The sequence below is a fragment of the Kineococcus lubricus genome, from assembly GCF_050871965.1.
Lineage (GTDB): Bacteria > Actinomycetota > Actinomycetes > Actinomycetales > Kineococcaceae > Kineococcus.
Map to the genome: position 1 here is coordinate 138,347 of NZ_JBJLSK010000006.1, position 13,628 is coordinate 151,974.

General features: G+C 73.7%; 15 protein-coding genes. 1 reads left to right on the forward strand and 14 read right to left on the reverse strand.

The genetic code is table 11. The features are described from left to right. Positions 1 to 226 precede the first annotated feature (226 nt). The 14 genes from ACRYRX_RS06395 to ACRYRX_RS06460 form a co-directional block, all read right to left on the reverse strand. Positions 227 to 616: a response regulator gene (locus ACRYRX_RS06395; RefSeq protein WP_432510994.1), complete on the reverse strand. Its 390-nt coding sequence runs from the start codon at positions 614 to 616 to the stop codon at positions 227 to 229. A gap of 68 nt (positions 617 to 684) precedes the next feature. After that, complete coding sequence (locus tag ACRYRX_RS06400) at positions 685 to 2,850, reverse strand: ATP-binding protein (protein ID WP_432510996.1); 2,166 nt, start codon at positions 2,848 to 2,850, stop codon at positions 685 to 687. 103 nt (positions 2,851 to 2,953) lie between these two features. Then, on the reverse strand, positions 2,954 to 4,036 hold the full coding sequence (locus ACRYRX_RS06405; RefSeq protein ID WP_432510997.1) for an EscU/YscU/HrcU family type III secretion system export apparatus switch protein: 1,083 nt from the start codon (positions 4,034 to 4,036) through the stop codon (positions 2,954 to 2,956). Then, positions 4,033 to 4,830 carry a flagellar biosynthetic protein FliR gene (locus ACRYRX_RS06410; protein ID WP_432510998.1) on the reverse strand — a complete coding sequence of 266 codons (798 nt, stop codon included), beginning with the start codon at positions 4,828 to 4,830 and terminating at the stop codon, positions 4,033 to 4,035. Before ACRYRX_RS06410 ends, ACRYRX_RS06405 begins: the two co-directional genes overlap by 4 nt. Before the next feature lie 5 nt (positions 4,831 to 4,835). After that, positions 4,836 to 5,114, reverse strand: a complete 279-nt coding sequence (locus ACRYRX_RS06415; RefSeq protein WP_432510999.1) for a flagellar biosynthetic protein FliQ — start codon at positions 5,112 to 5,114, stop codon at positions 4,836 to 4,838. A 175-nt stretch (positions 5,115 to 5,289) separates the two neighbouring features. Further along, entirely contained in the window at positions 5,290 to 6,231 is a 942-nt protein-coding gene (gene fliP / locus ACRYRX_RS06420) for a flagellar type III secretion system pore protein FliP (RefSeq protein WP_432511052.1), read from the reverse strand. Further along, positions 6,231 to 6,737 (reverse strand): FliO/MopB family protein, encoded by a 507-nt coding sequence (locus tag ACRYRX_RS06425; RefSeq protein WP_432511001.1) that lies wholly within the window; start codon positions 6,735 to 6,737, stop codon positions 6,231 to 6,233. The genes fliP and ACRYRX_RS06425 overlap by 1 nt, the downstream gene beginning before the upstream one ends. Then, positions 6,737 to 7,480, reverse strand: a complete 744-nt coding sequence (gene fliN / locus ACRYRX_RS06430) for a flagellar motor switch protein FliN (protein ID WP_432511002.1) — start codon at positions 7,478 to 7,480, stop codon at positions 6,737 to 6,739. The genes ACRYRX_RS06425 and fliN overlap by 1 nt, the downstream gene beginning before the upstream one ends. Next, positions 7,477 to 8,418, reverse strand: a complete 942-nt coding sequence (locus ACRYRX_RS06435) for a flagellar motor switch protein FliM (protein WP_432511003.1) — start codon at positions 8,416 to 8,418, stop codon at positions 7,477 to 7,479. The genes fliN and ACRYRX_RS06435 overlap by 4 nt, the downstream gene beginning before the upstream one ends. A 110-nt stretch (positions 8,419 to 8,528) precedes the next feature. Beyond that, positions 8,529 to 9,284, reverse strand: coding sequence for an iron ABC transporter ATP-binding protein (locus tag ACRYRX_RS06440; RefSeq protein WP_432511005.1), 756 nt, complete (start codon positions 9,282 to 9,284; stop codon positions 8,529 to 8,531). Continuing rightward, positions 9,281 to 10,324, reverse strand: a complete 1,044-nt coding sequence (locus ACRYRX_RS06445; RefSeq protein ID WP_432511007.1) for an iron chelate uptake ABC transporter family permease subunit — start codon at positions 10,322 to 10,324, stop codon at positions 9,281 to 9,283. The genes ACRYRX_RS06440 and ACRYRX_RS06445 overlap by 4 nt, the downstream gene beginning before the upstream one ends. Continuing rightward, a complete protein-coding gene (locus ACRYRX_RS06450) occupies positions 10,317 to 11,288 on the reverse strand; it encodes an ABC transporter permease (RefSeq protein WP_432511008.1) in 972 nt (323 codons plus the stop codon). The genes ACRYRX_RS06445 and ACRYRX_RS06450 overlap by 8 nt, the downstream gene beginning before the upstream one ends. A 5-nt stretch (positions 11,289 to 11,293) precedes the next feature. Beyond that, entirely contained in the window at positions 11,294 to 12,283 is a 990-nt protein-coding gene (locus tag ACRYRX_RS06455; protein ID WP_432511009.1) for a siderophore ABC transporter substrate-binding protein, read from the reverse strand. Between the two features lie 180 nt (positions 12,284 to 12,463). After that, positions 12,464 to 12,976: a GAF domain-containing protein gene (locus tag ACRYRX_RS06460; protein ID WP_432511010.1), complete on the reverse strand. Its 513-nt coding sequence runs from the start codon at positions 12,974 to 12,976 to the stop codon at positions 12,464 to 12,466. A gap of 251 nt (positions 12,977 to 13,227) precedes the next feature. Between ACRYRX_RS06460 and ACRYRX_RS06465 the strand changes: the two genes are divergently transcribed. Continuing rightward, a complete protein-coding gene (locus tag ACRYRX_RS06465) occupies positions 13,228 to 13,539 on the forward strand; it encodes a hypothetical protein (RefSeq protein WP_432511011.1) in 312 nt (103 codons plus the stop codon). The last annotated feature ends 89 nt before the right edge of the window (positions 13,540 to 13,628 follow it).

Below are 13,628 nucleotides of genomic sequence, written 5' to 3' on the forward strand. Positions count from 1 at the left end.
CACCCGATCGGGTGTCACTCGTCCAGCGGCCCGTCCATGGCCCTGCTGCGGCCGTCCTGGCCACCCCCTCCTTCGGCACCGGCGGCGGCGGCCTTGAGCCGCCCGTCCGGGCGAACCCGTCCGGGTGGCACGTCCCGGCGGGCCCGACCGGGCGGCGGCCCCGTACGCGCACGGCCCCGCCCCGCGGGTGCGGGACGGGGCCGGTGGGGCGGGCGGTGCGGTGCGGTCACCAGCTCCCGGCGGACTGCGCCGAGGCGGCCAGGGCCTTCTCGATCGCGCCGGCGAGCGCGGAGACGACGAACGGCTTGGTGAGGTAGATCGCGCCGAGCTCCTCGCCGGCGGTGATGTCCTCGGGGCGCACGCGGGCGGACAGGAAGATCGCGGGCAGGCCGGCGTGCTCGGGCTGGGCGCGCAGGGTGCGCAGCACCTCCAGGCCGGTCATGCCGGGCATGGCGACGTCCAGGACGACGACCTCGGGGGCGCCGCGCTCGGCGATGACGGCGAGCGCCTCGGCGCCGTCGGCGGCGGCCACGACGCGGTGGCCGAGACCGCGCAGGCGCAGTTCGACGAGCTGGCGGATGTCCGGGTCGTCCTCGACGACGAGCACTCGGGCCATGGTGGGTCCTCCTGGACCTCGTAGGGGCGGGTGGGTGGTGCGGGGCCTGGCGGGTTCGGGTGGTGGGGTCAGGGGCCGGGTGGGCCCGCCCCGCTGGGGGTCGGGGCGGGTGCGGCGCGGTCGGGGAGACCGTCGTCGGGGGCCTCGTCGGGGGCCTCGTCGGGGGCCACGGCGTGGGGCGGGGCGTGGGGCAGGGTGATCACGGCGGTGGTCCCGCGGTCCAGCTCGGACTCCAGCGCGACGCCGCCGCCGTGCAGGCGCAGCAGGTCGCGGGCGATGGTCAGGCCCAGGCCGGTGCCGGGGACCTGCAGGAGCGCGGCGTTGGAGCCGCGGGCGAAGCGGTCGAACACGGTCGCGGTCTCCCCCGCGGGGATGCCCATGCCGTTGTCCTGCACGATGATCCGCACGTCCTGCCGGTCGTGCTCGACGCGCAGGCGCACCAGGGAACCGGCCGGGGAGAACTTGACGGCGTTCTCGACGACGGCCAGCAGGGCCCGGTGCAGGTGCTCGGGGTCACCGCTGACGCGCAGCCCGGCGAGCGCGTCGCGGGGGGTGGTGCAGCGCACGGCGCCCCGGGCCCCGGCGCGGCTGGCCAGGGTGGGCAGGGTGGCCAGCACGGAGGTGACGAGGTCGGCGACGGTGCTGGTGCCGCCGGGGCCGCGGGCCGGGCCGGACTCGACGCGGGACAGCAGCAGCAGGTCCTCGATGAGAGCGCGCAGCCGGTCGGTGTTGCGCTCGACGATGCCCAGCACGGCGGCGACGTCGTCCCCGACCTCGCCGACGGCGCCGTCGCGCAGCAGCTCGAGGTAGCCGGAGATGGACGTCAGGGGGGTGCGCAGCTCGTGCGAGACGGTGGCCAGCAGGTCGGACTTGACCGTCTCCACCTCGCGCAGCTCGGCGAGCAGCCGTTCCTGGGCGCGGTAGAGGCCGGCCAGGACGAGGGCGCGGGCCAGGTCGACGGCGACGGACCGGGCCAGCTCGACCTCCGGCTCGCTCCAGCGGCGCGGGCCGCGGTCGTCCAGGACCGTCAGGAGCCCGTGCGGGGACTCCCCGGCCCCGATGGGCACCAGCAGCACCGCCCGGGCCCCGGCGGCGCGCAGGGACCGCTCCAGGGCCGGCGGGCGGCCCCCCGGGTCGAGGGCGGCGAGGTCGGTGACAGGGTCGGCGGCGAGGTCGGTGGCGAGGTCGGTGACCGCGTGCACGGCGCCGGTGCGGTGCAGGTCGGCGAGCCAGTCGCGGTGGTCGTCCAGGGCGGCGCCGGGACCGGGCGCGGTCCCCCGCTCCCCCGGCACCGCGTCCAGCAGCTGGACCCGGACGCCGGTGACGTCGAGCGCCTCGCCGAGGCGGGTGACCGCGACGTCGATCGCCTCCTGGGCCACGAGCTGGTCGCGGACCTGGCGGCCGATGTCGCCGGCGAGCCGGTGCAGCCGCGCCGAGCGCTCGGCGGCCTCCAGGAGGCGGGCGTTCTCGCGGGCCAGGTCGTTGACGGCCAGGGCGACGGTGCGGACCTCGGTGGGGCCCTCGGTGGGGTCGGCGTGCGCGCCGCGCTGGCCGCGGCCGAGGGCGTCGAGGACGTCGACCAGCGAGCGCAGCGGGTCCACCAGGGCGCGGCGGGTGCGCGCGCCGGTGCCGACCCCGACCGCGAGCGCCGCGGCGAGGGTGAGGACGGTGACGGTCAGGGCGCCGTAGCGGGCCCAGGTCTCGGCGGTGGTCGCGTCGTCGCGCTGGTGGCGCACGAGGACGTCGAGGCGGGTGCCGGCCTCGCCGACGGCGGTGAAGGCGGTGGCCTCGGCGGCCGCGCCGGCGGTGTCCGCGGCGCCGCGGTCGGGGTCGAGGACGGCGAGCCAGGTGTCGATGGACCGGTCCTGCTCAGCGAACAGGCTGCGCTGCAACGGGTCGGTGAGCAGCTGCTCGACGTGGGCGCGCTGGGCGGGCAGGGCGTCCAGGGCGCGGCGGTAGGTGTCGAGGGGTTGCGGGCGGCCGGTGTCGCGGTGGTCGCGGACGGCGGCCTCGGCGGTCAGCAGCGTCAGGTGGACGGTGGCGTTGGCCGCTTCGAGGCCGCGCAGCTGGGTCTCGCGGGCGCGGGAGGCGCCGGTGACGAGCAGTCCGCCGGCGCCGCTGACGCCGACCAGGAGCAGGAGGGCGACGACGAGGCCGAGGGCGCGGGTGAGGCCGGCGGCTACGGAGGTGCCCCCGGCGTCGGCTCGGGCGTCGGCGCGGGGGGTCCCGCTCACGCCCGGCGCCCCCGGTGCCCCACCTCGTCGGCCCACGCGCTGAGCATCGGCTCCGGCGGCGCCGACCTTGACCACCGGCGGCCGGGGCCGCGACCGGTCCCGGTCAGGCCGGGACGGTGTGCGCTTCACCGAAGGCGGTCAGGGAGCCCCGGCTGCGCAGGCTCATGACGAAGGCGAGCACCTTGGCGACGGTGGCGAAGAACTCCGGCGGGATCTCCTGGCCGACCTTGACGCTCTTGTACATGGCGCGGGCCAGCTCGATGTCCTTGACCAGCGGGACGTCGTTCTCCTTGGCCTTCTCGCGGATCTTCGTGGCGATGGCCCCGGCGCCCTTGGCCACGACCTTGGGGGCCCCGGTGCCCGGCTCGTAGCGCAGGGCGACGGCGATGTGGGTGGGGTTGACCAGGACGACGTCGGCGCTGGCGACGTCGGCCATCATGCGGTTGCGGGACATGGCCATCTGCTTGGAGCGGATGGCGCCCTTGAGCAGCGGGTCGCCCTCGGCGTTCTTGTGCTCCATCTTGATGTCCTGCTTGCTCATCCGCAGCTTCTTCATGATCCGGCGCCGGCTCATGGCGTAGTCGGCGGCGGCGATGATCAGCCCGACGAGGATCGTGACGGCGAGCATCTTCACGACGGCGCCGCCGGTGAGCTCCAGGACCGAGGCGGTGGGCATGACGCCCTGGCCGATGAGGTGCGGCATGAGGTTCTTCGCCACCAGCCAGACGGCGCCGCCGATGACGACGGTCTTCAGCAGCGACTTGACGGTCTCCCAGATCGCCTGGGGGCCCCAGTGCTGCTTGAGCCCGTTGACGGGGTTGAGGTTGGAGAACTTCGGCTTGAGCTTCTTGGTGGCCGGCCGCAGGGTGCCCTGGAGGGCGCCGGAGACGACGACGGCCAGGACGGTGGCGACGGTCAGCGGGCCCAGCACGCCGGGGACGCCGCGGAAGGTGCTGGTCAGGACGGCGAGGGCGCCGGCGGGGTCGGGGTGGGTGGCGATCTCGGCGATGCGGCCCATGGTGCGCCGCAGCAGGACCTGCCCGGACTCGATGGTGTGCGGGATGGTGATCGCTCCCGCACCGGTGGACAGCCAGGCCCCGACGTCGCGGGAGAACGGGATGTTCCCCTCGTCGCGCGCTTCCTTGAGCTTCTTCGGGGTGGGTGCTTCGGTCTTCTCGCCGCTCACCCGTCACCACCCCCGTCCGTCAGGTCCGGGCTGAGCACCCGCACGACGGTCTCGCGGGCGGTGTCGGCCAGGTCGTCCACGACGCCGGGCAGCATGGAGAAGGTGAACCCGGCCAGCGTCAGGGTGATGAGGATCTTCAGCGGGAAGCCCATGGCGAAGACGTTCAGCGCCGGGGCGACGCGCGAGAGCAGGCCGAGGCCGATGTCGGTGATGAACAGCACCGCGACGAGCGGGGCGGCGATCTGCAGGGCCGAGACGACGAGCTGGACGACGCCCTCGGTGAAGACCCGCGCGACGGTGCCGGTGTCGAGGCCGGCGTCCAGCGGGAGCACCTCGTAGGAGCGCAGGAAGCCCTGCAGGATGAGCAGGTGCCCGCCGGAGACGACGAGCAGCGCCGTGGTGGTCCAGGCGTAGAGCTTGCCGAAGATGGCGGTCTGGGTCTGCATGAGCGGGTCGTAGGCGCTGGCGAGCTGGAACCCGCCGAAGAGGTCGATCATGTCGCCGGCGGCCTGGACGGCGGCGAACAGCAGCGCCACGAGCGCGCCCATGACGACGCCGATGAAGGCCTGCTGGACGGCGGCGGTGATGATCGCGGCCGGTTCGGCCGCGGGTGCGGACTCGCGCAGGCGGGTGGCGACGGGCAGGGCGATCGCGACGGCCAGCATGGCCTTGACGCGCCCGTTGACGGCCTTGTTCGCGAACGGCGGGGCGATCGTGAGGAAGGCGGCGGCGCGGATGCCGGCGAGCAGCAGCGCCAGCAGCAGGTCGAGCGGGACGGCGGGCAGGCCTTGCACCCCGATCAGCCGCCGTGGGTCAGCAGCGAGGGGATCTGCCCGTAGAGCTCGGCGGTGAAGCCGGTGAGCTCGTGCAGCATCCACTTGCCGCACACCACGATCGCGATCCCGACGGCGACGGCCTTGGGGACGAAGGAGATCGTCTGCTCCTGCAGCTGCGTGACGCTCTGGAACAGGGAGATGCCGAAGCCCACCGCCAGGGCCGTCAGGAGCATGGGGGCGCACAGCTTGGCGGCGAGGACGAGAGCGGTCATCCCGATGTGGATGACGGTCACGTCGGTCATCAGCTTCGCCTCTTCCGGTCGCGGGGTCCTTGCCCTGGTTGTCTCGGCCGATCGGGTGAATCCCTTGAGCCCGAGCGGGTGAGGGGCGCCCGGGACGCTCCGGGCCGGGCCGGGGACGCCGGAGGGACCGGTGTCGACGACACCGGTCCCTCGGTCGTGCTCGTGCCGATGCGGGCTACCCCGTGTAGCTGGCCACCAGCGACTTGATGATCAGGCCCCAGCCGTCGACCATCACGAACAGCAGGAGCTTGAAGGGCAGCGCCACCGTCACCGGCGGCAGCATCATCATCCCCAGGCTCATCAGGGCCCCGGAGACGACGATGTCGATCACCAGGAAGGGGATGAAGATGACGAAGCCGATGATGAAGGCGCTGCGCAGCTCCGAGAGCGCGAACGCCGGCACCAGCGTCGTCAGCGGCGTCTCCTCGCGGGTGGCGGGCAGCTCGCGGTCGGCGGCCTTGGTCATCAGCGCCAGCTCCTCGGGGCGCGTCTGCTTCAGCATGAACTCCTTCAGCGGCTTCGAGCCGTCCTCGAAGGAGACCGTCGCGGTCTTCTCGCCCTTGAGGTAGGGCTGGACCGCGATCTCGTTGATCTGGCTGAACGTGGGCGCCATGACGAACATCGTCAGGAACAGCGCCAGCCCGGCCAGGACCTGGTTGGGCGGGGTGCCCATCAGGCCCAGGGCGTTGCGGGTCAGGCCCAGCACGATGAGGATCTTCGTGAAGCTCGTGGTGAGCAGCAGCAGCGCGGGCGCCACCGACAGGATCGTCAGCGCGATGATGATGGTGATCGACTGGCTGGGCTTGCCGTCGACGCCGTTGATGTCGACCGAGACCGACCCGGTCCCGGCCGGCGCGGCGGGCGCCTGCGGGGCCGTGGGCGCCTGGACGCCCGCCTGGACGCCCGCCTGGACCCCCGCCTGGACGGCCCCGAAGGAGGTCGTGAAGGAGGTCGTGAAGGCGGCGGGCGCGGCGGCCGGGGTAGCGGCGGGGGCAGCGGCCTGGGCGCTCAGGGCGCCCCCGACGACCAGACCGCCGGAGAGCACCAGCGCGGCGGCCAGGCTCCGTGCCCGACGGGGGGCACGGCGGGTGGCTCGGCGGGTGGCTCGGGACTTCATCACCTGCGGGTCGTCCTCTCACGAAGAACGTCGACTGCCTTGGACCAGGTGGCCGGGGAGAGCGCCGAACCGCCCACACCGGTGGCGGTGTGGCGGGCGGGGGCCTTCACGGCGATCGTCTCGCCGGCCTTGCGCAGGTAGCGCTCCCCCACCTGGAGTTGCGCCGCAACGGCATCCGTGCCGGTCGCGCCGTCCGCCGAGTCCGTGGCGGTGACGTCGACCTCATCGGCACGTTCGGCCGTCTCCTTGAAGACGGCCGCGACGTCGGTCTCCCCGAGCAGGTTCACCCCGGCGTCGGAGACCCCGACGACCAGGGCCTTGTCGCCGACCTTGACCAGCGCGACGGCGGCTTTGGCACCCAGGCTCTGCTTGGCCAGGACGGCGAAGTCAGCCCCGCCGGCCACGGCGCCCTGACGGCGGCGCAGCCAGCGGGAGATCAGGTACAGCAGCCCGAGCACCGCCACCAGGGAGATGCTCGTCCGCGCGATCGCGGCGACAGCGTCCATCAGGCGCCGGCCTCCGGGGTGACGATCTCGGTGATGCGGATGGCGTAGTCCTCGTCGACGACGACGACCTCGCCGCGGGCGATGAGCTGGCCGTTGACCAGGACGTCGGCGGGCGAACCGGCCGCGCGGTCCAGCTCGACGACCGAGCCGGGCGTCAGGGCCAGCAGGTCCTGCACCGTCATGGAGGTGCGGCCCAGCTCGACGGTGACGTCCATCTGCACGTCGCGCAGCAGGTCCATCGTGCGGCGCGGGCCGGCGGCCGCGGCCGGCGAGGCCGAGGCGGTGGCGACGGGGGCGGGGGCCTCGGCCTGCGCGGTGAGGGTCAGGCCGATGAGGGCCAGGGTCTCCCCCGCGGCGCCGACGACGGCGACCGCGCCGCCGTCGAGCTGGCTGAGGGCCTGCGCGGGGTCGCCCTCGACGCCGGCCTCCAGGACGCACTGGCCCAGGGCGTGCACGACCGTCTCCAGCGCCGGGCGCAGCGCGTCGACCGGGTCGAGGGCGCCCTCGGGGCTCATGAGCAGCGTGTTCAGCGTCTCCTCGCCGACCACGACGGTGACGCGGCCGTTGGAGGCGCCGGCGAAGTTGGCCGACACCGCGGTGCCCTCGTCGCCCATGTCGGGGGCCTGCGGGACCGCCACGACGTCGGTGATGGCGCCGGGCGCCGACAGCGGCAGGACGGCGAGGGCGGCCTGGGCGGCCTCGCGCAGGACGGCGGTCAGGTCGGTGCTGGTCATGGTGCTCATCGGGCGTTCTCCTCGACGGTCGGGACGATCAGGCAGGCGAGCTTGGCTCCGCGGCTACCGGCCACGGCGGAGGCGACGTGGGCGTCGGACGACACCACCTCCAGGGGTTCGTCGGCGCGGTGCGGGAGACGCAGCACGTCGCCGGGGATGAGCGCGAGGATCTCGTCGGGGCGCATCTGCGCGGCCTTCATCCGCACCGACACCTCCACCGGGATGTGCTCCAGGTGGTCGTCGAGGCGGTCGCGCATGAGGCGGCGGATCCGCAGCTCCTCGGGGCTGGCGACCCGCAGCTCGGCGGCGGTCAGCGCGGCCGACAGCGGGTCCAGCGGCATCGCGAGCGTGGCGGTCCCGGTCAGGCCCTCCAGCTGCAGGTGGAAGGAGGAGACGATCATCACGTCGGTGGCCGCGGCGGCCTGCGCGAACGCCGGGTTCTGGTCGATGGCCGTCAGCTTCGGCTTCAGGTCCGTCACCGACAGCAGCGAGGAGGCCAGCTCGGTGAGGGTGCGCTCGACCATCCCGCGGGCCAGGACGGCTTCGATGTCGGTCAGCTGGCGCGCCGGCTGCTCGTTGACGCCGGTCCCGCCGAGCATCCGCTCGATGCAGGAGAGCACGAAGGCGATGTCCATGTGCAGGACCGCGGCGCCGACCAGCGGCTCGGGGTCGAACACGGCCATCACGGTCGGCATCGGCAGCGACGCGGCGTACTCGTCGTAGCTGTACTGCTGGATGCCGTCCAGCTCGACCTGCACGGTGGTGCGCAGCGTCGAGGACAGCAGGGTCGCCCACTGCCGGCAGAAGCCCTCGTAGGTGATCTCCAGCACGCGGGCGTGCTGACGCGACAGCTTGGTCGGCCGTCGGAAGTCGTACGGGACGGGGACACCGCGTCGCCGGGAGCGACGGGTGCCGGTCCGCTCGGTGCTGGGGGTCTCGGCTGCCACGTGCCACCTATCGGCACGAAGGGCCGTCACCCTTTAGCGCGAGCCCGAACGGGTGGTCCGGGCCGTCGCGGCTCAAGTCCCGCGCGGGGGGTTCGGCGCGGTCCGGCGGGTCAGTAGTAGACGGCGATGGGCCCGCGGGGGCCGGGCAGGCAGGTGACGGGGGTGTCGAAGACGCGGCTGAGGACCTCGTCGGTGAGGATCTGCGCCGGGGGGCCGAACTCGACGACGCGCCCGGCCTTCACCGCGCAGATCCGGTCGGCGTAGTGGCCGGCGAAGTTGATGTCGTGCAGGACGACGACGACGGTGCGCCCGAGCTCGTCGGCGGCGCGGCGCAGGTGCTGCATCATCTGCACCGAGTGCTTCACGTCGAGGTTGTTCAGCGGTTCGTCCAGCAGCAGGTACTCGGTCTCCTGGCACAGGACCATCGCGACGTAGGCCCGCTGCCGCTGCCCGCCGGAGAGCTGGTCGAGGTAGCGGTCCTGCAGGCCGGTGAGGTCGAAGAAGTCGATCGAGCGGGACACGGCTTCCTCGTCGGCGGCGGTCAGCCGGCCCCGGGAGTGCGGGAAGCGGCCGAAGGCCACGAGCTGGCGCACCGTCAGGCGCGTCACGAAGTGGTTCTCCTGGCGCAGGATCGAGACGATCCGGGCGAGGTCGCGCGAGGGGGTGCGGGCCACGTCGTAGCCGGCGACCTCGATGGTGCCGGCGTCGGCGCCCAGCAGCCGGCCCACCATCGTCAGCAGCGTCGACTTCCCGGCGCCGTTGGGGCCGACGAGGGCGGTCACTCCGCCGGCGGGGATCTGCAGGTCCACCGGCCCGATCGACACCTCCTGGCCGTAGGTCTTGCGGACCGCCTTGAGCTCGATCACAACCGGCCCTTCCGGAGCAGGACGACGAGGAACACGGTCCCGCCGACGGCCTCGATGAGGATCGAGACCGCGCCCTCGGCGTAGAACACGTTCTTCAGGACGAAGTAGGCCCCGGCCAGCACGGCGAACCCGGCGGCGACGGCCATCGGGAACAGGTGCCGGTGGTCGTGGGTGGGGGCGGCCTGGTAGGCGATGGAGGCGACCAGGAACCCCAGGAACGTCATGGGCCCCACCAGGGCCGTGGAGGCGGCCATCAGCACCGACACCAGCAGCAGGACGGCCATGAGCTCGCGGCGGTGGTCGGCGCCCAGGCCGACGGCGACGTCGCGGCCCAGGGCCAGGACGTTCAGCCGCGCCGAGAGCAGGTGCAGCCCCAGCGCGGCGGCCGCGCACAGCGGCACCACGATCGGCAGGTAGGAGGGGTCGGCGTTGGAGACCGACCCGAACAGCCGGGCGGTGAGGACGTCGAACTCGCTGGGGGTCAGCAGGCGCTGCATGAACGTCGCGACCGAGCGCAGCCCCCCGCCCAGGACGATGCCGACCAGCAGCACGACGTGCAGGTTCGCGTAGCGGCCGCTGAGCAGCCAGCCGTACAGCAGCATCGAGAACCCGACCATGACCACGACCTGCAGCGCGAACTGCGGGACGCCCTGCAGCGCGATCACCCCGACCGCGCCGAGGGAGTAGACCGCGGCGGTCTGGACCGCGACGTACAGCGCCTCGAAACCCATGATCGAGGGGGTGATGACGCGGTTGTTCGTGACGGTCTGGAACGCGACCGTGGCGGTGGCCTGGCACACGACGACGACGGCGATGACCACGACGCTGGTGGCCCGCAGCCGGGCGATGCGCCAGAAACCCTCGCTGCCCACGGGCAGCGGGTTGTCCCAGGCGAGGATGCCCGCGGCCGCCGCGGCTCCGACCGCGATGAGCGCGGCCAGGACGAGGCGGTACCGGCGGGCGGCGCGGGCGTCGGCGAACGCCCCCGTCCGCCGGGCCCGCACCGGGCCGGCGGTGGTGGTGGTGAGCAGGTCAGGCATACCGGCGGCTCCGCAGCAGCAGCGCGACGAACACGACCGCGCCGAGCACCCCGAGGATCAGCGAGGCGGGCACCTCGAAGGGACGGATCACGGTGCGGCCCAGCAGGTCGCACACCGTCACGGTGGCGATCCCCAGCAGGCACACCCAGGGCAGGTTCGTGCGCAGGTCGTCGCCGCGGAACATCGAGACGACGTTCGGGACGATGAGCCCCAGGAACGGCAGGTTCCCCACGACGACGGTGACGACCCCGGTCGTGACGGCGATGAGCGCCGTCCCGAGCAGGACGACCCGTTCGTGGTCCAGCCCCACGTTGGTCGCGACGTCGCGGCCCAGGCCGGCCACGGTGAACCGGTCGGCGACGACGAACACGGCGACGGCGACGGCGGCCACGACCCACAGCACCTCGTACTGCCCGCGCAGGACGGAGGTGAAGCTGCCCGCGAACCACACCCCCAGGCTCTGCAGGGTGTCGGTGAGCAGCGCGAGGTAGGTCGTGATCGCCCCCACCACCGCGCCGAGCATGATGCCGACGATCGGCACGACCAGGGAGGACGACAGCGACACCCGGCGCAGGAACAGGAAGAACACCATCGTGCCGACGAACGCGGCCAGGACCGCCCCGGCCATCCGGGTCACCAGACCGGCCTGCGGGGCGAGGACCGTGACGGCCAGCAGCCCCAGGCCCGCCCACTCCGTCGTCCCGGTCGTGGTGGGCTCGACGAACCGGTTCTGGGTGAGCAGCTGCATCACCAGCCCGGACATCGCCATCGCCGCCCCGGCCAGGACCAGGGCGATCGTGCGGGGGACGCGGGTGATGGCGAACATCTCCCGGCCGGCGTCGCCGTCGAGGACGTCGAAGACGCCGGTGAACAGCGACAGCACCAGGAGGCCCGCGACGACGAGGACCCCCAGCAGCAGTTTCGGGTCCAGCAGCGGACGGGCCGGTGCCCGCGTCCCCACCACGCGCCTCAGGCCTTCTCGAGCTGGTCCGCCAGGGTGTTGAAGAACTCGGTGTAGGTCTGGATGCCCTCGTTGGTGTAGGTGTCGGCGGGCAGGTACACGACGTTCCCGGTCTGCACGGCGCTGACGCCCTGCAGCGCCTGCGAGCCCTCGATGACCTGCGTGGCCGGGGTGTAGCCGGGTTCGCGGGCGGCGGCGACGGCGGCGTCGCGGTCCATGACGATGACCAGGCCGGGGTTGGAGGCCGCGATGGCCTCCACGGAGATGTCGTCGCCCTGGTGGTCGTCGGACCCCTCGGGGACCTGCAGCGCGGGGGTCAGCCCGAGGATGTCGAACATCGGGCCGATGGTGCGGCCGACGGAGGGGGCGACGTAGCCGATCTCCCCGCCGGAGACGATGAGGCCCATGACGGTGGTGGCCGGGTCGTAGGCGGCCTCCACCCGGGCGATCGAGGCGTCGAGGGCGTCGTTGAGCGCCTTCGCCTCGTCCTGGTGGCCGAACAGCTCCCCCATCACCGTCGTGCCGCGCTTGAGCTCGGCGTCCAGCGGCTGACCGTCGCGCGGGTCGACCTCGACGATGGTGGCGTCGGGCACGAGCCTCGCGAGGTCCTCGCGGTACTGGGCGAACCGGCCGCCGTTGACGACGAGGTCGGGGTCGGCGGCCACGACGGCTTCGAGGTCGGGTTCGCGGTGGGTGCCGAGGTCGACGATCGAGGGGTCCTGCGTGTAGGAGATCGTCTCCGGCATCAGGGAGACGGCCGCGGCGGACAGCTCCACGCCCCAGGAGTCGAGGGTCTCGAAGGTGCTGTTGTCGGTCGCCACGACCGAGGTCGCGGGCAGCTCGACGGTCCGGGACCCGTGGTTGTCCTGCACCGTCACCGACGTCGCCCCGGCGGCCGCGGCGGTCTCCTCGGCCGCGGGGGTGCCGGAGCAGGCGGTGAGGGTCAGGGCGGCCAGGGCGCCGGCGGAGACGAGGCGGAGAAGTCCGGAAGAGCGCACGGGGGTCCCTCGGGTGGTGACGGCGTGGGGGTGGACGACGCGTGACGCACGGCCGGGGAGACCGGCCGGGTCAGCGAAGCCAAACCTAACGGACGCCTGTGGGACACCCGACGGGACACCGCGTGAGCTTGGTCACTCCGTGAGGTGAGGCTGTCCGAACCTCCGGGAGGACCGCGCCGGTCAGGCGCCGGCGCGGGTGCGGTGCTCCTCGAAGATGCCCACGAGCTCGGCCGCGGCGCGTTCCAGCTCGGCGATCTCCCCGGGACCGAACTCGTGGGGCTCGACCCCCAGCACGCAGTGCGCGCCGACGACCTGCCCGTCGCGGGTGCGCAGCGGGACACCGGCGTAGGAGCGCACCCCGCCCTCGGTCACGACCGGGTTGTCGCGCTGGCGGTCGTCGACGGCGGCGTCGGTGACCACGTAGGGGGCGCCCTCGACGGCGGTGGTGGTGCAGAAAGACCACTCCGCGGGCACGCCACCGACCTCGGCGACCCAGCCGACCAGCCCGTGGCTGCCGGCGAAGAGGGTGGAGGCGTCCAGGACGAGGCTGACCAGGCTCAGGGGGAACCCCAGCCGTTCAGCGGTGCGGGCCGCCACCTCGTCGAGACGGCGCTTCAACTCCGGCTGGCTGCCGTCCCACGCGGCGACCGCCTCCAGCCGCACCCGGTCGGTCAGCACGCTGGCCCCATCCATCCCTGCTCCTCGTCCTCGTGGTGGGCGCCCCCTGGCCGGTGACGCTCACCCCTGGGACATCGGCCCGCGACGGGGGGTGCTGCACCCCCGGCGCCCACCACCACCCGATCGCGGGGGCCCACCGGGTGAGGCGTTCACGCAGCGCACCCGCGGGGCACGGCGCCGGGCCGGTCGGCGCGCCGGGGCTGCCCGTTCGCGTCAGCCCTGCGGCCCTCTGCACGCAGTGCCCCGCGACGCCGATGTCCTTGAGCATGCGAGTAGAACAGCCGGAGCGGAGCGCGCCGGTCCGCCGGCCGCCGGCCGCGGTGGAGGAACCCACCGCCGTGGGGTGGTTGCGCCGGCTGGCCGAGGTGTCCAGCCCCGAGCAGGCGCTGCAGGTGTGGAGCGGGGCCGCCCTGGCCACGGGCTGCCTGGGCATGGACCTGGGGCCGCGCGAGCTGCAGCGCCTGGGTGAGTGGCTCGTGGGCCACTGCGACGACCAGCCGATCCGGATGGCCGTGCGCAGCTGCCTCGTGCGCCTGCACGTGCACCGGACGATGCGCACCGCCGCCGCCCGCGCCTGAGCCGCGGGGCGCCGTCCGCCGGGACCGGTTCCCGGGGAACGTCGGGCACCCGGCCGCACGGTGGGGCGGGGGCCCGGGCGCACCCCGTC